This is a genomic window from Micromonospora sp. WMMD961 (assembly GCF_029626145.1).
Taxonomy (GTDB): Bacteria; Actinomycetota; Actinomycetes; order Mycobacteriales; family Micromonosporaceae; genus Micromonospora.
Genome location: NZ_JARUBJ010000002.1, coordinates 624,554 through 642,883 on the forward strand (window position 1 = coordinate 624,554; position 18,330 = coordinate 642,883).

The following is an 18,330-nucleotide window of genomic DNA, read 5'->3' on the forward strand; positions in this document are numbered from 1 at the left end:
TCAGACGGTGGTGGGTCGGCCGCCGGTGCCGGCGGTGGCGGGTCGGTCCTCGGCGGTGGCCTGGTCGGCGATGGACCTGCCCCCACCGGTGATGGCGAGGAACGCCTCCTCCAGCGAGGTCGGCCGTACCTCCAGGTCGGTGAAGGCCGTTCCGGCCCGGACCAGCGCTCGGACCAGCTCGTCGGCGTCGGTGGTGAGCAGGTGCAGTCGGCCGTCGACCCGTTCGGTGCGGACGACCCCGGGCAGGTCGGGCAGGTGGTCGGCGACGAGGCTGACCCGGCGTACGCCGACGATGCCGCGCACGGCGTCCACCGTGTCGTCGGCGAGCACCCGGCCCTGCCCGATCACCACCACCCGGTGGGCCAGCGCCTCCACCTCCTCCAGATAGTGGCTGCTCAGCAGCACGGTGCCGCCGTCGTCGTGGAACGCGCGGATCGCCTCCCACAGGGTGTGCCGGGCGGCCACGTCCAGGCCGGTGGTCGGTTCGTCGAGGAACACCAACCGGGGTCGGCCGACGAACGCCAACGCCACCGCCAGTCGCCGGCGCTGCCCCCCGGAGAGCCCACCGGTCTGCCGCCGGGCGAGGTCGCCCAGGCCGAACTGGTCGAGCAGCTCGGCGCGGGGTACCGGGTCCGGGTAGTGCGCGGAGACGAAGTCGACGACCTCGCCGACGCGCAGCGTGCCCGGCAGGCCGGTCTCCTGCGGGGTGACCCCGATCTGTCGTCGGCTCGCCGGGTCGCGGGGGTCGCGACCGAACAGCTCGACCCGCCCCGAGCTGGGGCGACGCAGGCCGACCAGGAGGTTCATCAGGGTGCTCTTGCCGGCGCCGTTCGGCCCGAGCAGGCCGACCAGCTCACCGGCCCGGACTTCGAGGTCGACGCGGTCGAGGGCGAGGACGTCGCCGTACCGGCGGCTGGCCTGGTCGGCGCGGGCGAGGGTCATGGCTGCTCCTTCGACGGAGTGGGGTCGAGCAGGGTGCGGATCGCTTCGGTGTACTCCTCGAACGCCAGCCGGCCTCGTCGGCTGAGCCCGACCAGGGTCGCCGGGGTGCGTCCACGATGGGTCTTGCTGATCTCCACGTAGCCGGCGTCCTCGAGCTTGCGCAGGTGCACCGAGAGGTTGCCGGCGGTCATCCCGAGCAGCTCCTGCAGGCGGGGGAACGCGATCTTGTCGCCGACATTGAGAGCGGAGAGGCTGGCCACCACCCGCAGCCGGGCCTGCACGTGGATAACCGGGTCCAGTTCGGTCACGGCTGCTGTCGCTGTCGCTGTCGCCGCCGGGCCAGCGCGCCGGCCACCAGCATTGCGCCGCCGCCAGCCACCGACACGACAAGTGCGTGCCAGCCGGGCCCGGCGAACACGCCGGCCAGGTTGATCACGCTGATCCAGACGCCCAGCCGGAACAGGTCCCGGTCCAGCCAGATCGCCCCGCCGGCCATGTGCAACGCGCCGGTCAGCCCGACTGCCGTCGCCGACCAGAGCAGCGCCGCCAGGTCGTGCGGCAGGTGCTCGGAGACCTGGCCGAGCCCCGCGTAGACGCTCACCGGACCGAGCGCCCAGGCGCACCCGTACCAGCGACCACGCCGCGCGGACTCTCCGCTGACCTGGCCGTAGGCCCGGACGCTGGCGACCGCCTGGACCGCTGCGGCGGCCAGGAGCAGTGCGAAGAGAACGGTCAGCGGTAGCCAGCTCGGCAGCGGGAGCAACTCCTTCTCGCCGGGGGAGAACCGCAGGAAGAAGAGCCCGAAGCCGACCAACCAGGCGACTCCCCAGGGCCAGTAGAGCAGGCGGACGTCGGGGTCGAGTCGACGCGCTGTCGCGGACCGCTGGTCCTGGATCAGCCGCAGCGCGGCCGCCGCGTCGGTGGGTGGGAGTTCGTCGTCTAGATCCACGCAAACTACTTTACGATACAAAGTCCAGCCCCGGTGACCCCGACGATGCGGGCGGGGTCACCGAGCGCGGCGGGCAGTGCTTATGGTGGGGAGTCGCGGGGGTTGATCCGTCGCACAGGACACAGGGGAGGGTCCGTGTCGAGCCCGAGCAGTGAGCTGGAGGTCCAGCCGGAGGCGCTGACGGCGTTCGCCAAGGCGTCCACCGACCGGGCGGCGCGCTTTCGCGAGTTGCACCGCTCGTTCGGCGAAGGGCACGTGCCCCGGCACGCGTTCGGGGTGATGCCGGCGTCCTTCAGCCTCGCGGCGGCGTACGCCGAGCAGTTCGAGGCGTGCCTGCAAGGGCTGGCCGACGGCGCCGAGGTGATGGCGGACATCGCCGAAGGGCTCGACGACACCGCCGGCGCCTACACCGGCACCGACGTGGCCAACACCGACATGTTCGTGCCCGGCCGCCCGGCCGCTCCCGACGTCATCGCACCAGGCCCCTGGTCGTCGGGCACCTCGTCTCCCGGCGGCACGACCGGGCAGGTGCCGGCATGAGCACCGAGGCGTTGACGCGCAACAAGACCTACTTCGAGCAGATCGTGTCCGGCACCCCCGACCCGTTCAAGCCGCTGTCCAACGCGGTGCTCTGGCCCTTCGAGCAGCTCCTCGAACTCGTCGCCGGCGAGCCGGACGATTTGATGCGCGCCGCTCAGCTCTGCCTCGACACCGGCGCGGCGGTCCGTGAGATCGCCGGTGAGCAGATCCAGCACCGGGCCCGTCTGCGGGGGGCCTGGTCGGGTGACGCCGCCGAGAGCTTCCACGCCTCGATGGAGTCGGTGGAGGAAGCCATCGAGGAACTGGCCAAGGGGTTGGACGGCACCAAGGAGGTGCTGGTCGACGCCGCCAACGCCGCAGTGGACGCGTTCAACCTGCTGGTCGAGCTGATCCTCGAGTTCCTGCTCTGGTTCCTCACCGAGGTGATCATCGCGGCAGTGGCGGCGGCGTTGAGCGCCGGGATCTCGCTCGCGGCGACGGTCGTCCGGGTGTTGGCGCGGCTCGCCACCACCGTCGGACGGATGGTCAAGATCGTCGCCCGGTTCGCCGAGATCCTGACGAAGCTGGCCACCAAGATGCAGAAGGTCGCCGAGCTGCTGATGAGGTACCGTCGCGCGGTCCTGGAGATCCGCAAGGCGAAGAAGGCGTACAAGGTGTGGAACAAGTCCGGTTGGACGGCCGAGGGCAGGGCGTTCCAGATCGAGAAGTTCAAGACGCTCTTCCCGGGCAAATTCGTGATCAACCAGGTGTCCCCGGTCAACGTCCCCGGGATCGGCGGCGCCCTTTTGGACACCGGCGTCGGCCTGCACGACATCTCCGACGGCACGAAGGACCGCAACTACCTGGTGGACGGCACGTACCGCGAGGATCTGGGCCCCTACACCAAGGGCGTGCAGAATGTCTTCGACTCCATCCTGACCTGAGGGGACCGACATGACCTTTCCCGGTCTGGACCGCATCGAGGCGCTGGCTCGCAACCTGGACAGCTGGCAGCGTGAGCTGGCCGGAAGGATGACCGAGCTGGAAGACAGCAGCGCCGAGGGCGTGAGCGACTCCGGCCTGGTCCGGGTCACCGCTGCGGCGGACGGCACGATCGTCTCGACCGAGGTGAACGCCCGGGCGATGCGCCTCGACTCGTACACCCTGGCCGAGGAGTTCACCGCCGCCGCCAAGCGCGCCCAGGAGGCAGCCGCCGCCCGGGTCCGCGAACTGGTCGGCGAGGTGATGGCCGACGCGCCCGGCAGCGGTCGATCAGCCGGAGGCCGTCGGCCGGCCGAGAGCAGTCGGCCGGCCGCCGGCAGCCAGGTGCCCGACGACCGCCCGGATTGGTACTGATCCGGTGACCGACAACAACTACCAGGCACGACTCAGCCAACTCGTCGAGCCGGGCGAACGGCTGCTCGCCATCGCGAAGACGGAGATCGCTCAGGGTGCCCGACCGGCAGAGATGCCCGTCACCGGGAGCCCGGAGCCGTCCAGCGGCGGTCGTGGCGGCATCCTCGCCAGCGGGCTGCTCAGCCTGATCTCGCCGCTGATCTCCTTCTCGGCTGGGGACCGGCTCGTCGACCACGTCTTCTACGGAGTGGCCGGTCGGGGGCCTGTGGGTTCGGCCGCGTCCACCCTGCAACACTCCCGACGCCCAGTGCCCCCGGCGACCACTGTCGAGGACACCATCCTCGCCGTCACCGACCGACGGTTGCTGGTGTGCGCCTCCGGGCCGATGAAGCTCTGGTCCAGTCAGGCCGACGACGAGAGGGCGGCAGCCCAGACCCGGGTGGTCTGGTCGACGCCCCGTACCGCCGTGGCCAACGCCTGGGTCGGCTGGCACCGGCTCAACCCCAAGCGACTCCGGATCAGGTTCACCGACGGGTCCTGGTTGGCGTTCATCGTGCCGATCGCCGAGTCCGGCAAGCCGTTGCGCGAGATCGCCGCAGCCCTCACCGACCGCTGAGCGACGCCGACCCGCCCTGGCGCGTCCGTCTCGGCTGGCCTCCGTCGGTGGCTGCCTGCTCAGTGCTGCGCGGTCGACAGCGGCTCGGGCAGCGGTTCGTGGTGCAGCACCGCCAGCCGCGACACCGCCCGGGTGAGCACCACGTACAGCCGGTGTAGCCCGCGCGGTTCGGCCGCGACGATCGCGGCCGGCTCGACCACCACCACATGGTCGTACTCCAGGCCCTTGACCAGCGTCGCGGGCACCACGGTGACCCGCTCCGCGGTCGCCACGTCGTCGGCGGTCGCGGTTGCGACACCGGCGTCGGCCAGCGCCGCGCGCAGCCCGTCCACCGCGGCGTCCGCGGCGATCACACCCACCGAGCCGTCGTGCGCGAGCGCCGCGCGCACCTCCGCCACCGTCGCCGAGGTCAGGTCGGTCACGGTACGCACGTCCAGGCCGCCGTCGTGCCGCAGTGACTCAGCCGGCGGTACGTCCACCGCGAGCGCCGGGAGGAGCAGGTTCGCGAACGCGACCACCGCGGCGGGTACCCGGAAGCCGATCGTCAACGGGACCACCACAGCCTCCGGCTTGCCCAGGTGGGCAAGGGAGTCCTTCCAGTCCGTGGCCGACCACGGCGCGGTGCCCTGGGCGAGGTCACCGAGAAGGGTGATCGAGCCGTGCTCACTGCGGCGGGCAATGGCCCGACACTGCATCGGGGAGAGATCCTGCGCCTCGTCCACCACCACGTGCCCGAACCCGGAGGGTCGTTCGAGCAGCCCGGCCGCCTCGTCGATCAAGACCGTGTCGGCGGCGGTCCAGCGGGTCGCCTTCGGGGTCCGAGGCGGCTTCTCCCACACCAGCAGGGCCTGTTCGGCGTCGTCGAGCAGCCCGTCCGCCGCCGCGGCGAGTCGATCCGGGTCGGAGAGCAGCCCGTGCACCAGCCCTTCCGGGGTGAGCGCCGGCCACACCGCGTCCAGGAAGTCGGTGACTGGTCGGCAGCGGCCCATCCGGCGCAGCCAGGCGTCACCGGGCGACTCGGCCCGGCGGGCTTCGGCCTGCCGTTGCAGCAGACTCACCACCCGGGCCCGGACCCGTTCCCGGCCGGTGCCGTACGGCAGCCCTTCCCGGCGGGTCTCCTCGACGATCCGGTGCAACGGCTCCAACCCGATCCGCCACCGGAACGAACCGTCCGACACGGTGATCGACTCGTTCGGCGTGCCGATCTGTGCCCGCACCGCGCGTCGCAGCACGCTCGCCATGCGTACGTCGTGCTTCAGCGCGGCGACTGCCGGCATCTCGACCGCCCGCACCGGCGCCCGAGAGATCAGCTCCTCCACTGTGGCCTGCTCGACCTCGACCTCGCCGAGCGCTGGCAGCACCGCCGCGATGTACGACAGGAACGCCCGGTTCGGCCCGACGATCAGCACGCCGGCCCGCCGCAGTCGCTCCCGGTGCAGATAGAGCAGGTACGCGGCCCGGTGCAGCCCGACCGCCGTCTTCCCCGTGCCCGGCGCGCCCTGCACACAGATCGAGTCGGCCAGGTCGGCCCGAACCAGCTCGTCCTGCTCCGGCTGAATGGTGGCAACGATGTCCCGCATCGGCCCGACGCGCGGCCGTTCGATCTCGGCCGTGAGGATCCGACTGGTCGTACCGAGTTCCTCGCCCCGATCCAACCGCTCATCTTCGAAGCTCGTCAGCACCCCGTTGCTGAACCCGAACCGCCGCCGGACGGCCACCCCCTGCGGATCCCGCGCGCTGGCGCGGTAGAACGACCGGGAGACCGGCGCCCGCCAGTCCAGCACCAACGGCTCGCCGCGCTCGTCGGTAACGTGCCGCCGCCCCACGTGGTACCGCCGGCCGTCATGATCACTGGTGCTGGTGCTGGTGCTGGTGCTGGTGCTGGTGTCATCGGCGGTCGCGTTGCTGGCGGTCGCGTTGCTGGCGGTCGCGTTGCTGGCGGTTCGACCGTCGGTGGCCTTGCTGTCTGTGGTGCCGCTGTCTGTGGTGCCGTTGTCTGTGGTTTCGGGTACCGTTCCCGCGAAGTCGAGGCGACCGAAGAAGAGTGGTGTGGTGGGGTCGTCCGCCAACTCGGCCACCCGGCGGGCCAGTGTGCGGCCGAGCGTTTCGGCTGCGTAGGCGTCGCCGGCAACCTGGTCACCGCTGGCGAAGAGAGCTTCGGCCCGCTCCCGCATCCGGCGTAGCGCTGCCCGCGAGGTTGCGAGGTGAGCGCGTTCGGCGGACAGATCCGTGTCGAGGTGGGTGTCGAGGTCAAGTGCGGGCATGCTGACGTCCCATCGTTCACATCTGCTGCGCGCTCGCGTGTCCGGGGGCGGATGGCCGCCCGCCCGGCGCGAAGACGTCCGTTCCGGTGCAGCTCACCTCGGCCGTCAAGCGGCCTGCAACCCTACGCCTCGGCTGCGGTTCCTTCCACCGAATTACCCACACGACCACCCGTGCGAGATGGCGTGTCGCCGGGCGAGCGCTCCTGCGGTGCGCGTGTCACCCGGTGGGCGGGCGCTTGTGATGTGGGTGTCGCCGGGGGCATGGTGCGCCCGTCGCCCCCCTGGGCCGGTGCTGTGTCGCGGATGTCGGGTGGTGCTGCGCGGGTGGTGCTGCGCTGTGCTGCGTGGGTGGTGCTGCGCGCGCGGCGTCGGCGGGGCTGCGCGGGCACGCGGGTGCGGCGAGGGAGTGCGGGGCGAGGGGTGCGCGGGCGCGGCGAGGCGTGCGCGGGCGCGGGAGGGCGGACGCATGAGCACGCAGGCGTGCTGGTGGTTTCCGGAATCGGCCCGTGTGGTTGGTCCGGGTTCGAGTGGCGCAGGCATGTTTGCCGGTATCAGCAGCGCCGGTGGTAGAGATTGCGTCGCGGTGTGCGCAGCGGGTCGAGCCAGCTGGGCGGGAGAAAGTCGGGTCGGCCGTCGGGCGCGATGCGGATCGTCCACTCGCCGCGGTGAACGAGCCGGTGGTGGTAGCCGCAGAGCAGCACTGCGTTGCCCAGTGCTGTCACACCACCGTCAGCCCAGTGCCGGACGTGGTGACCATCGCACCATCGGGACGGCCGATCACAGCCAGGAAAGGCGCAACCGCCGTCGCGTAGCACCAGTGCACGGCGTAGCGGGCCGTTGAAGAGTCGGCGCTGACGTCCGACGTCCAGGACCTGGCTGTTGCCGCCCAGCACAGCGGGCAGCACGCCCGCGTCGCACGCGATGCGGCGGATCGCGCCGGGCGTGAGGGACCCGCCGGTCTCCAGGGTGCCGGCGCGTACGCCGTTGACCAACTCGTCCAGCGAGACGGTCACCACGAGCTGCGGCCGGTCGCCACCGTTGTCGGGCAGCTCACCGGTGCGGAGCGCGAGCCGGCAGACCTCGCCCAGCGCATCCGCCCGTCGCTGACCGGGGCTGCGGTCGTCGTGCTCACCGGCCGGGGTGCAGAGCGGGTCGATCGCCTCACGTAGCAGGCTCGCGGTTTCGGTGTCGAGGTTGCCGCTGAGGCGTACCTGCCCGTTTTGCTGCTCGGAGAGCGTGACGTGCCGGCGGGCCTCGGCGCGCTCGGTGGCGCGTTTGAGGGCGGCCAACTCGGCCTGGTCGGCGAGGTCCGGTGCGACGTGCGTGAGGACGCGCTCCCCGAGCCGGCTCAGGATTGTCGGATCGAAGCGGTCGGCCCAGTCGACCAGCAGCTGAGTGGCTTTGTTCGCCACCTCCGGGCCGGCCTCCGGTGGAAGGGCGGCGATCGTCTCTGCCACCACCCGACCCTGCTCAACGGACATCGCACCGCTGAGCAGCGCGTCCTGCACCGCCGGTGGGGCGGCGTCGACGGTGCCGGCGAGCTGGACCAGTTGGCGGGCTGATCGACTGGTGAGCCGGAGCCGCTCCCGCAGCCAGCTGGCGGTGGACGAGGCGCCCTGGGCGACCGCCAGGCCGCGACTGTCCAACTCGCGCACCAGACCGAGGTGGACGGCGGCCAGCCGCTGCGTCAGCACGTGCGCCGCGTCGAGAGAGGCGAGCAACTCGTCGTCGACTAGCCCCCACAGCGAGGCTTGGGCGCAGTCGTCGACGGCATCTCCTGCCTGCGCCAACGCCCTCAACATGACGACAGAATAGAACGTACGTACGACACTTTCGATCCGTGTTGATCAATGTTGACTGACGCATTTCTTTTGGGCGGTCTCGGGGCGACCGCTTGCTGTTCGCCGCACAGATGCGTGAGGCGGCAGGGTCACGGCGGGCACGGCTCAGGGCGGGACGGTCGCGGTGGCTGGACGTAACGGGCGCCGTTGGCAGGCTCAGGGCAGAGCAATGCGCGAGCGCGACAACACCCGCGCTGCTTGCCCGCGCTGCTTGCCCGCGCCGCCCGCGCCGCCCGCGCCGCCCGCGCCGCCCGCGCTGCCCGCGCCGCCCGCGCTGCCCGCGCTGCCCGCGCTGCCCGCGCTGCCCGCGCTGCCCGCGCTGCCCGCGCTGCCCGCGCTGCCCGCGCTGCCCGCGCTGCCCGCGCTGCCCGCGCTGCCCGCGCTGCCCGCGCTGCCCGCGCTGCCCGCGCTGCCCGCGCTGCCCGCGCTGCCCGCGCTGCCCGCGCTGCCCGCGCTGCCCGCGCTGCCCGCGCTGCCCGCGCTGCCCGCGCTGCCCGCGCTGCCCGCGCTGCCCGCGCTGCTTGCCCGCGCCGCGCGCCGCCTGCCGCCGCGCGCCGCCTGCCGCCGCGCGCCGCCCGCCCGCCCCACCGCCCCCGCCCCACCGCCCCCGCCCCGCCGCCCCCACCGCCCGGCCGCTCGCCCGCTGACAGCCGCCCGCCTGGGCGGTCTGCTCCGCGCCACCCTCGCGTGACACGCCGCCCGGGGGTTGCTGGTGAAAGCTGGGGTGATCGCCGAAGGGGTCAGGTTGGCCGACGCGGAGGTGGTGGCGGGTCGGGAGACCGGCCGGGATCATGGGGTCATGACCGAGGCCCGCGCCGATTCGCGTCGGATGACGATCAGTGACCCGCAGGTGATGCGGGCGATGGCGCATCCGGCCCGGATTGCGATCATGGAGTACCTGAACAGCCGCGAGAGCGGCGGGACTGCCACCGAGTGCGCCGACATCGTCGGGCTGTCGCCGAGCGCCACCAGTTATCACCTGCGGGCGTTGGCGAAGTTCGGTCTGGTCGAGCAGGCGCCGAGTCGTGGGGACGCGCGCGAGCGGCTGTGGCGCGTGTCGAGTTCGAGTGTGCTGGTCGAGGCCGGTCGTGATGCCGGGCCGGAGGCGCGTGCGGCGGAGCAGGCGCTGGTGGAGGCGCATGCGGTCCGCGGCATGGAACGGACCCGGGACTGGTTGCGGCGCGCCGGGGACGAGCCTGCGGAGTGGTACGACACGGCGCTGTTCACCGACACGTTGCTGTTGCTGACCGCCGAGGAGTTGAGCGGGCTGAACGAGGCGGTCATGGCGCTGCTCCGGCCGTACCAGGCGCGACGGCGTCAGGCCGATCCGCCCCCGGGGGCGCGTTCGGTCGCTGTGCAGTACCGGACGGTGCCCCTGGCCTGACGCCCTTGCGCCAACAAGTTGTGAAGGATTATTTTCGAAGTATGTCCTTCACAACTGAGGCATCGCGCTGGCCGGACGTCTGGCTCGCCGCCACCGCACGTGGCACCACGATCTGCGGCGACTTTCTTGCCGCTACCGCTCTCGCACTGGCGTTACAGGGTGCCGGGGCGGGAGGGCTTGCCGTCTCGGGGCTCCTACTCGCGGCCACCCTGCCTCTGGTCGTGCTCGCGCCGCTCACCGGCCGGCTCGTCGACCGGGTGGACAGCCGCACGCTGCTGGTGACCGTCGGCCTCGCGCAGGCGGTGATCTGCACGCTGCTCGCCGTCGCGGAGCACCCGATCGTTGTCGTGAGCCTCGTCGCGCTGCTCGCCTGCGGGCTCGCGGTGAGCCAGCCCTGCCTGGCTGCGCTGTTGCCGGTGATGGTCCGTCCCGCTGACCTGCCACGGGCCAGTGCGATCAGTCAGAACGCCGTCTCCCTCGGCGCACTCGGTGGGCCGGTGTTGGCCGGCCTGCTGGTGGGGCAGTTCGGCACCCGCGTACCCCTGCTTCTCGATGCCGCGACCTACCTGGCGCTGGTGGTCGCGGGCCTGCTGCTGCGGACCCGGCGTGGCGGCCGCCAACCCGCCACCGCAGCGCCGGGGCCCGTGCGCGGAGAAGACCACCGGGGTACGGACCTGGGCTGGCGGCTGCGCCGTGATCCGCTGATGCTGGTCATGGTGGCGAGTACCGCTGTGGTGATCGCGGCGATCGGCGGCATCAACGTGATCGAGGTCTTCTTCATCCGGGAGACGCTGCACGGCTCGGCGACCACCTACGGCCTGGTGGGCGCGGCCTGGATGGCCGGCATGCTGCCCGGTAGCTGGCTCGCCGCCCGACTCGCCCGCCGGTTCGACGACGCGGCCCTCATCCGTGGGGTGCTGGTGAGCCTGGCCGTGTGCAGCCTGCTGGTGCTGCTCGCCGCCGGGGTGCCGTCTGCTGGCTTGCTGGTGCCGCTCTGGCTGGTGGCCGGCGCGGCGAACGGCGGCGAGAACGTCTTCGCCAACCTGCTCACCACCCGCCGGGTGCCAGAGGCGATGCGCGGCCGGGCGTACGCCAGCTACGGCGCGGCGGTGCAGGGTGGCTCGATGGCCGGCTATCTGGTCGGCGGCGCGCTGCTCACGGCTGTCTCGCCCCGCCCGCTGATCGCCGGAGCGGGCGTGGCGGGTCTCCTGGTGGTGCTGGTCTTCGTGCCGGTCGTCGCCCGCGCGGTACGACGGCCGCCGTCGGGCGAGGCCGACGGACGACACCGCGGTGCGGGGTTGGCCACTTCGGGCCGGCCCGCCGAGCCGGAGCCAGAGGCCGCGGATACGGTCGGGTCATGGCTGAGCGCATCGCACGCCCGCGGGTCGGGCACATCCAGTTCCTGAACTGCCTGCCGATCTACTGGGGTCTGATGCGCTCCGGTGCGCTGCTCGACGTCGACCTGCACAAGGATTCGCCGGACCGGCTGAGCGCGGCACTGGTCGCCGGGGACCTCGACATCGGCCCGATCACGCTGCTGGAGTACCTCAGGCACGCCGACGAGTTGCTGCTCCTGCCGGATCTTGCGGTGGGCAGTGACGGGCCGGTGCTCTCGGTCAACATGGTCTCCACCCGGCCCCTGGGCGAGCTGGACGGCGCCCGGGTGGCGCTCGGCTCGACCTCGCGGACCGGGGTGATGACGGCGCAGCTGCTGCTCGCCGAGCAGTACGGCGTCCGACCCGACTACTTCCGTTGCCCCCCGGACCTGACCCAGATGCTGCTGGAGGCCGACGCCGCGGTGCTGATCGGGGACGTGGCGCTCCGGGCGTACTACGAGGCGCCGCAGCGGGGTCTCACCGTCACCGACCTCGGGCAGGCGTGGCGGGAGTGGACGGGCCTGCCGATGGTCTTCGCGGTCTGGGCCGTCCGCCGTGACTTCGCCGCCGCCCACCCCGGCATGGTCAAGGAGGTGCACGAGGCGTTCCTGCGTTCGCGGGACCTGTGCCTGGCCGAGTTGGACCAGGTCGCCGAGGCGGCGGCCCGCTGGGAGACGTTCGACGCGGCGACCCTGGCCACGTACTTCCGGGCCCTGGACTTCTCCCTCGGCGGCCGTCAGGTCGCCGGGCTGCGCGAGTGGGCCCGGCGGGCCACCGCGATCGGCGAGGCCCCGGCGCTGCCGGACGGCGGCCCGGAGTTCTTCGCCGGCTGAGCGACAGGCCGGACCCGATCGCGCTAGGCCGGAACGCGAACCGCCCGACCAACTGTCTGGTCGGGCGGGCGCCGGAGAGGTGAGCGCGGCTCAGACACCGGGGCGAAGCAACGCCTCGGTGATCTTCTCGCAGTTCTTCATGCCGTAGTCGTAACCCAGGTTGATCGGGTACCTGACCATCACGCCCATCGTCCAGGTGTCGCCGATGGCCAGGCAGTTGATGTGCATCTCCTGCTCCTTGGTCCGGTCGATCCACCCGTTCTTGATGGCGATCTGCTTCTGCTCGGCGGCCGGGAAGGCCTTGCGGATGCCGAAGTCGCCGGCGCCGCGCACCAGCTTCATCTCGTTGAGCAGCCACTTGGTCCACTTCGGCCCGGCGGCGGTCCCGGTGGCGATGCAGTTGCCCAGTCGGGCGGTGTCCCGCGGGGACAGTGCCGTCCGGGACCAGCCCTTGTCGGGGGCGACGCTGCTGTCGGTCAGCTTGCACATGGAGATCAGCCGCTTGATCGAGGCGTCCCGGCCGACGGTGTTGTAGAACTGTTCGGCCCGGGTGTTGTCGCTGTCCCGGATGATCCGTGTCGCGTCGGCGAGCTTCGCGTCGCTCGGCGTCTGGCCGGCGTCGGCCGAGCGCCGCAGGTAGTCGGCGACGATCCAAGACTTGATCAACGAGGCGGTCGTGCTGGTCTCGCCCATGTTCTTGGAACCGATGATCTGCCCGGTCCGGCGGTCCAGCACGCTCCAGGAATACCAACCTTCGATGTCCAGGTCGAGGTTCTTCGCCACGAACGGCAGCGGCTCCAACGAGGGGCTGGGGCTCGGCGACGGTGGGGCCGGCTGGCGGGCGCTGCGGTCGGTGGCCCCACCGGTGGACCGATCGCTTGTCGTCGTGCCGGCGTCGCCCCACTTGGCGGCGGCAGCCGACTCGAACGGCGAACCGGGCAGCAGCCGCAGTGACACCAACACCAACCCGATCAGGATGACCGCGATCGCGACCAGCCGAAGCGGGGATGCGTCAGCACCCTGGCGCCGGGCGGCCCGACGGTTTCCGGCCATCAGAGCTTCCCGACCGGCTGCTGCGGCACCTTCAGCGCGGCACCGGGCTGTGGGGTGACCAACTGGGTGGCCACGCTCGCGCAGACCTTAGCGCCGTAGTCCAGACCGCTCTTGATCGGGTAACGCAGCATCACCGCGAGGCTCCACTTGTCGTTGACGGCCAGGCAGTTGACGTGCCAGTTGCCGTCGTAGTTGATCGGGGTCCAGCCGTTCTTGATGCTGACCGGGCCCTGCGCGGTGATCGACTTGGGCAGGCCGTCGATGATCCCCCAGCGGCCACCGCCCGAGGTTGGCCGCTGATCCTTCGTCGCGGTGGTGCCTCTGACCTTGGCCATCTGTTCCAGCACCCACTTGGTCCACTTCGGGCCGGCAGCCCGACCGTCGGCGATGCAGTTGCCGACCCGGACCGCGTCACGAGGCGACATCCGGGTGAAGCTCCACCAGCCCTCGTACTTCGGGACGTTGCCCCGTTTGGTGTCGGTCAGCCCGCAGATCTTGATGGCTCGCTGCATCACCGGCCCGATCTGCCCGTTCGGCAGCACACGGTAGGAGCCACCCGCGGCGGCGTAGATCTTGTTGGCGGCACCGTCGTTGCTGTCGATGATGGCGAGCCGAGCCTGCTCCTTCAACGCCGCCGGCGGCTCCTTGTCGCCGAGCTGGCGCAGGTAGTCGGAGACGATCCACGCCTTGATCATCGACTCGGTCGAGCTGGTCGCTGCCATGTTCGGTGACCCGGAGATCTTGCCCGTCCCACGGTCCAGCAGTGCCCAGGAGAAGAACTCACCCTGGAAGTTCACCGACACCGGGCCGGCCGCCAGTGTGGGCGGCGGTGGTGGTGCGGGCGCGGGCGCGGCGACGGTCGAGGCGGCGCCGCCTCCGCCTCCGCTGCTGGCGCCGTCGGAGAGGCGGGCGTACGCGGCGGGGACCAGGAGGACGCCGCCGAGCAGCACCGCCGTTATGGCGAGCACCATGGTCACGCGAGATCGCATGAGTGGGTGAGCTCCAGGTGTCAGGGCCGGGGGGACCGGCTTGTTGTCCGAAAGGATCGGCCGACCGCCGAGGCCGGGGGAGGTGGCCTCTGTCCTTCGCGGCAATCGTCTGAAGCCGATCGGTGTGACGGCGAAAGTCTACGTCCGGTTGTGGGACCCGCCAGACCTCGACACTAGGCAACCTGCGATAAAGGCGGGATATGGGACCGGTATGCGTTTATTGAGTGGATTCACCTTTGTCTCGTGGCCTAAGTCACGGCCACGTTCGACGGTTCGAGGTGACGTAAAGCGCTCATTCCGTTACGGATGGGATCCTCGGATTTCTGTTACACCCCCTGGCGCATCGTGGTGCAAGCTGTAACACTTAGCCTCATGTATGGCAACGACTTCTCCGCCCCGGACGGCGCGCCGGACGAGGGGCCCGCCAGCGGCCTGCTGGGCGAGGTCGAGGCCGCCGAGGCCGAGCTGCGCGCGGCGGCAGCACGCGGGCGACGTGGTGGCCCCGCCCCCGACGAGGACCTCGCCGCGTACTTCGCCGAGGTCGTCGACGCCGAGCAGAAGATCGAGCCACGGGACTGGATGCCCGACGCGTACCGGCGGACGTTGATCCGGCAGATCGCCCAGCACGCCCACTCCGAGATCATCGGGATGCAGCCGGAGGGCAACTGGATCAGCCGGGCCCCGTCGCTCAAGCGCAAGGCCATCCTGCTGGCCAAGGTGCAGGACGAGGCGGGCCACGGCCTCTACCTCTACGCCGCCGCCGAAACCCTCGGCATCAGCCGCGACGAGCTGGTCCAACTGCTGCTCGACGGAAGGCAGAAGTACAGCTCGATCTTCAACTACCCCACCCTGAGCTGGGCCGACGTGGGCGCGATCGGATGGCTGGTGGACGGTGCGGCGATCGTCAACCAGGTGCCGCTGTGCCGCTGCTCGTACGGGCCGTACGCCCGCGCGATGATCCGGGTCTGCAAGGAGGAGTCGTTCCACCAGCGGCAGGGCTACGAGATCCTGCACACCCTTGCGCACGGCACCCCGGGGCAGCAGGCGATGGCCCAGGACGCGGTGGACCGCTGGTGGTACCCGTCGCTGGCCATGTTCGGCCCGCCGGACGGCGACTCCACCCACTCCGCCCGGTCGATGGCCTGGAAGATCAAGCGTTTCTCCAACGACGACCTGCGGCAACGTTTCGTCGACATGTGCGTCCAGCAGGCCGAGATCCTCGGGCTCCGCATCCCCGACGCGGGCCTGCGCTGGAACGAGGAGCGGCAGGCGTACGACTACACCCAGCCGGACTACGACGAGCTGATGCGCGTGATCTCCGGCGACGGGCCGTGCAACCGGGAACGGATCGCCCACCGCCGGGCCGCGCACGCCGACGGCGCATGGGTACGCGAGGCCGCCGCGGCGTACGCCGCGAAGCGGGCGGGACAGAAGGAGACGGCCGCGGCATGACGCAACACACCCCTCTCTGGGAGGTCTTCGTGCGGGCCCGACGCGGGCTGTCGCACACCCACGTCGGCAGCCTGCACGCCCCCGACGCCGAGCTGGCCCTGCGCAACGCCCGGGACCTCTACACCCGCCGCCAGGAGGGTGTGTCGATCTGGGTGGTGCCGGCCGGCGCGATCACCGCGTCCAGCCCGGACGAGAAGGACGCCTTCTTCGACCCGGCCGCCGACAAGGTCTACCGTCACCCCACCTTCTACGAGGTGCCGGACGGGGTGGCTCACCTGTGAGTGAGCGGAGCGAGCGAACCGGCCGGCTCAGCAGCGGGGCGCTTCGCGTCGCCGCCGAGCGCAGCGAGGTGACGGCGTGAACGGGCCCTTCGACTTCACCCTCGGCCTCGCCGACGACGCGTTGATCGCGGCGCAGCGGTTGGCCGAGTGGACCACCCGCGCGCCGGAGATGGAAGAGGACATCGCGCTGGCCAACATCGCCCTCGACCAGCTCGGCGCGGCCCGCCTGCTGTTGTCGTACGCGGGCGAGTTGGAGGGCGCGGGTCGGGACGAGGACGCGTTGGCGTACCTGCGCGACGACCGCGAGTTCCGCAACGCGCTCCTGGTCGAACTGCCCAACGGCGACTTCGCGGTGACGATGGCGAAGCTGTTCTTCCTGGCCGCGTACCAGTTGCCGCTGTACACCGCGCTGGTCGACTGCGCGGACGAGCGGCTGGCCGCGATCGGCGCGAAGGCACGCAAGGAGTCGGCGTACCACCTGGACCACGGCGCGCTGTGGGTGAAGCGGCTCGGCGACGGCACCGAGGAGTCGCACCGTCGCATGCAGGCGGCGGTCGACCAGGTGTGGCCGTACACCCATGAGCTGTTCGTCGCGGACCCGGCGGCGCCGGTCGACCCGGCCACCCTGCGGCCGGCGTTCGACGAGACGGTCGGCGCGGTGCTGGCCGAGGCGACGCTCAGTCGGCCGGAGAGCGGCTGGGCGCCGGCCGGCGGACGAACCGGCGTGCACACCGAGCACCTGGCCTACCTGCTCGCCGAGATGCAGGTGTTGCACCGCGCCCACCCCGGAGCGCGGTGGTGAACCCCAGGGCGGCGGCCGCGTCGGTGGTGGACCCGGAGATCCGGGTCATCACCATCGACGAGCTGGGCATCCTGCGGGCCGTCGAGGAGGATCCGGTCAGCGGCCGGGTCACCGTCACCATCACCCCGACCTACACCGGCTGCCCGGCGATGGACGTGATCCGCGCCGACATCCGCCGCGCGCTCGCGGTGGCGGGTCACCCCGACGCCGAGATCCGCACCGTCTTCAGCCCACCGTGGAGCACCGACTGGATCTCCGCGGACGGGCGGGCGAAGCTCGCCGCCGCCGGGATCGCGCCGCCGGCTCCGGCTCCGGCACCCGGCGTCGTGTCGCTGACCCTCGCGGTCCGCTGCCCGCGGTGCGGCTCGCCGGAGACCGAGCAGGTCAGCCGCTTCGGCTCCACCGCGTGCAAGGCGCTGTGGCGGTGCCGTTCCTGCTCCGAACCCTTCGACCACCTGAAGGCGCTGTGACTGTCACGATCACCCGCCCGGCCCGCCGCCGGCCGGTCTTCCATCCGCTGTCCGTCGACGCCGTCGACCGCCTCACCGACGATTCCGTGGCGGTGACCTTCGCCGTACCCGAGGAGTTGCGGGAGACCTTCGCGTTCCGCGCGGGTCAGCACCTCACCGTCCGTCGCGTCGCCGAGGACGGCACCGACGTGCGCCGGTCGTACTCGATCTGCTCCACCCCCGACGACCTGGCCCGGCACGGCCGGTTGCGGATCGGGGTGCGCGAGGTCCCCGGCGGCGCCTTCTCGGCGTTCGCCTGCGGGGCGCTGCGCGGCGGCGACACGGTCGAGGTGCTGCCGCCGCTGGGCACGTTCACCACGGCGTTCGCGCCGGACCGGGTGCGGCACTACGGCGCGGTCGTCGCGGGCTCCGGCATCACCCCGGTGCTCGGGCTGGTCGCGACCGCCCTGGCCGTCGAGCCGGCCAGCACCTTCACAGTGGTGTACGGCAACCGCACGGCGAACACGGTGATGTTCGCCGAGGAGTTGGCCGACCTGAAGGACCGCCATCCCAGCCGCCTGCACCTGGTGCACGTGCTCTCCCGGGAGCAGGGCGAGTCCCCGCTGCTCTCCGGGCGGGTCGACGCGGAACGGCTGGGCCGGTTGCTCGGCAGCATCGTGCCGGGTGACCTGATCGAGGAGTGGTTCCTCTGCGGCCCGTACGGCATGGTGGTCGACGTCCGGGACGTGTTGACCGGTCGAGGGCTGCCCGAGTCGGCGGTGCACACCGAACTGTTCCACGTCGACGCGCCGCCGGAGCCGGTCCGCCGGCCGGTCGACCGGGCCGGCGCCGGAACCGAGGTGACCATCGTGCTGGACGGCCGATCGTCGAGCTTCACCATGGGTCGCGAGGAGCGGGTGCTGGACGCCGCGCTGAAGGTGCGCGGCGAGTTGCCGTACGCCTGCAAGGGTGGTGTCTGCTCGACCTGCAAGGCGAAGGTCGTCGACGGGTCGGTCACGATGGCCCGCAACTACGCGCTGGAGCCGGACGAGTTGGCCGCCGGCTACGTGCTGACCTGCCAGTCCAGCCCTACGACCGACACGCTGACCGTCGACTACGACGCCTGAGGCGCTGCGACGGGGCAGCGCGTGCTCGTCTATCTCACATAGAGTCCCCCTGCTGCTACGGCTGGCAGCCACAGTCGACGTTCGGGGGCTTCGGTGG

General features: G+C 71.6%; 20 protein-coding genes. 13 read left to right on the forward strand and 7 right to left on the reverse strand.

Translation table 11 applies throughout. The features are described from left to right. The 3 genes from O7614_RS03065 to O7614_RS03075 are packed head-to-tail and all read right to left on the reverse strand — an operon-like array spanning position 1 to position 1,891. Positions 1-942, reverse strand: a complete 942-nt coding sequence (locus tag O7614_RS03065) for an ABC transporter ATP-binding protein (RefSeq protein WP_278136974.1) — start codon at positions 940-942, stop codon at positions 1-3. Next, on the reverse strand, positions 939-1,250 hold the full coding sequence (locus O7614_RS03070) for a transcriptional regulator (protein WP_278136975.1): 312 nt from the start codon (positions 1,248-1,250) through the stop codon (positions 939-941). Before O7614_RS03070 ends, O7614_RS03065 begins: the two co-directional genes overlap by 4 nt. Then, positions 1,247-1,891 carry a transporter gene (locus O7614_RS03075; protein WP_278136976.1) on the reverse strand — a complete coding sequence of 215 codons (645 nt, stop codon included), beginning with the start codon at positions 1,889-1,891 and terminating at the stop codon, positions 1,247-1,249. The genes O7614_RS03070 and O7614_RS03075 overlap by 4 nt, the downstream gene beginning before the upstream one ends. Before the next feature lie 135 nt (positions 1,892-2,026). On the opposite strand from O7614_RS03075, the gene O7614_RS03080 reads away from it, so the two are divergent. Genes O7614_RS03080 through O7614_RS03095 form a run of 4 tightly spaced genes read left to right on the forward strand, consistent with a single transcriptional unit; the run spans position 2,027 to position 4,382 of the window. After that, positions 2,027-2,431: a type VII secretion target gene (locus tag O7614_RS03080; RefSeq protein WP_278136977.1), complete on the forward strand. Its 405-nt coding sequence runs from the start codon at positions 2,027-2,029 to the stop codon at positions 2,429-2,431. Beyond that, positions 2,428-3,354 carry a WXG100 family type VII secretion target gene (locus O7614_RS03085; RefSeq protein ID WP_278136978.1) on the forward strand — a complete coding sequence of 309 codons (927 nt, stop codon included), beginning with the start codon at positions 2,428-2,430 and terminating at the stop codon, positions 3,352-3,354. Before O7614_RS03080 ends, O7614_RS03085 begins: the two co-directional genes overlap by 4 nt. Positions 3,355-3,364: 10 nt before the next feature. Next, positions 3,365-3,766, forward strand: a complete 402-nt coding sequence (locus tag O7614_RS03090; RefSeq protein WP_278136979.1) for a YbaB/EbfC family nucleoid-associated protein — start codon at positions 3,365-3,367, stop codon at positions 3,764-3,766. A gap of 4 nt (positions 3,767-3,770) precedes the next feature. Beyond that, entirely contained in the window at positions 3,771-4,382 is a 612-nt protein-coding gene (locus tag O7614_RS03095; protein ID WP_278136980.1) for a hypothetical protein, read from the forward strand. Positions 4,383-4,441: 59 nt separating this feature from the next. On the opposite strand, the gene O7614_RS03100 is transcribed toward O7614_RS03095, so the two are convergent. Both O7614_RS03100 and O7614_RS03105 read right to left on the reverse strand, forming a co-directional pair. Then, on the reverse strand, positions 4,442-6,646 hold the full coding sequence (locus O7614_RS03100; RefSeq protein WP_278136981.1) for an AAA family ATPase: 2,205 nt from the start codon (positions 6,644-6,646) through the stop codon (positions 4,442-4,444). A gap of 551 nt (positions 6,647-7,197) precedes the next feature. Then, the gene (locus tag O7614_RS03105) at positions 7,198-8,448 is read right to left on the reverse strand and encodes an HNH endonuclease signature motif containing protein (protein WP_278136982.1); all 1,251 of its coding nucleotides are present in this window, start codon (positions 8,446-8,448) and stop codon (positions 7,198-7,200) included. A 208-nt stretch (positions 8,449-8,656) separates the two neighbouring features. Here O7614_RS03105 and O7614_RS03110 point away from each other — a divergent pair, with 208 nt between their 5' ends. The 4 genes from O7614_RS03110 (at position 8,657) to O7614_RS03125 (ending at position 12,080) form a co-directional block, all read left to right on the forward strand. Next, on the forward strand, positions 8,657-9,178 hold the full coding sequence (locus tag O7614_RS03110; protein WP_278136983.1) for a hypothetical protein: 522 nt from the start codon (positions 8,657-8,659) through the stop codon (positions 9,176-9,178). 108 nt (positions 9,179-9,286) lie between these two features. After that, positions 9,287-9,871: a winged helix-turn-helix domain-containing protein gene (locus O7614_RS03115; RefSeq protein WP_278136984.1), complete on the forward strand. Its 585-nt coding sequence runs from the start codon at positions 9,287-9,289 to the stop codon at positions 9,869-9,871. 41 nt (positions 9,872-9,912) lie between these two features. Beyond that, positions 9,913-11,277: an MFS transporter gene (locus O7614_RS03120; RefSeq protein ID WP_278136985.1), complete on the forward strand. Its 1,365-nt coding sequence runs from the start codon at positions 9,913-9,915 to the stop codon at positions 11,275-11,277. Further along, a complete protein-coding gene (locus tag O7614_RS03125; protein WP_278136986.1) occupies positions 11,229-12,080 on the forward strand; it encodes a menaquinone biosynthesis protein in 852 nt (283 codons plus the stop codon). Before O7614_RS03120 ends, O7614_RS03125 begins: the two co-directional genes overlap by 49 nt. Positions 12,081-12,170: 90 nt before the next feature. Here the strand turns inward: O7614_RS03125 and O7614_RS03130 are convergent, their stop codons facing one another. Both O7614_RS03130 and O7614_RS03135 read right to left on the reverse strand, forming a co-directional pair. Next, positions 12,171-13,133, reverse strand: coding sequence for a hypothetical protein (locus O7614_RS03130; protein ID WP_278136987.1), 963 nt, complete (start codon positions 13,131-13,133; stop codon positions 12,171-12,173). Further along, on the reverse strand, positions 13,133-14,122 hold the full coding sequence (locus tag O7614_RS03135) for a hypothetical protein (protein WP_278136988.1): 990 nt from the start codon (positions 14,120-14,122) through the stop codon (positions 13,133-13,135). Before O7614_RS03135 ends, O7614_RS03130 begins: the two co-directional genes overlap by 1 nt. Positions 14,123-14,494: 372 nt before the next feature. Here O7614_RS03135 and paaA point away from each other — a divergent pair, with 372 nt between their 5' ends. The 5 genes from paaA (at position 14,495) to paaE (ending at position 18,233) form a co-directional block, all read left to right on the forward strand. Then, on the forward strand, positions 14,495-15,574 hold the full coding sequence (gene paaA, locus O7614_RS03140) for a 1,2-phenylacetyl-CoA epoxidase subunit PaaA (RefSeq protein ID WP_278136989.1): 1,080 nt from the start codon (positions 14,495-14,497) through the stop codon (positions 15,572-15,574). Then, positions 15,571-15,855, forward strand: coding sequence for a 1,2-phenylacetyl-CoA epoxidase subunit PaaB (gene paaB, locus O7614_RS03145; protein WP_091395615.1), 285 nt, complete (start codon positions 15,571-15,573; stop codon positions 15,853-15,855). The genes paaA and paaB overlap by 4 nt, the downstream gene beginning before the upstream one ends. A gap of 76 nt (positions 15,856-15,931) precedes the next feature. Next, complete coding sequence (gene paaC / locus O7614_RS03150) at positions 15,932-16,657, forward strand: 1,2-phenylacetyl-CoA epoxidase subunit PaaC (RefSeq protein WP_278136990.1); 726 nt, start codon at positions 15,932-15,934, stop codon at positions 16,655-16,657. After that, positions 16,651-17,127 (forward strand): 1,2-phenylacetyl-CoA epoxidase subunit PaaD, encoded by a 477-nt coding sequence (paaD, locus tag O7614_RS03155; RefSeq protein ID WP_278136991.1) that lies wholly within the window; start codon positions 16,651-16,653, stop codon positions 17,125-17,127. Before paaC ends, paaD begins: the two co-directional genes overlap by 7 nt. Further along, complete coding sequence (gene paaE / locus O7614_RS03160; RefSeq protein WP_278136993.1) at positions 17,124-18,233, forward strand: 1,2-phenylacetyl-CoA epoxidase subunit PaaE; 1,110 nt, start codon at positions 17,124-17,126, stop codon at positions 18,231-18,233. The genes paaD and paaE overlap by 4 nt, the downstream gene beginning before the upstream one ends. Positions 18,234-18,330 lie beyond the last annotated feature (97 nt).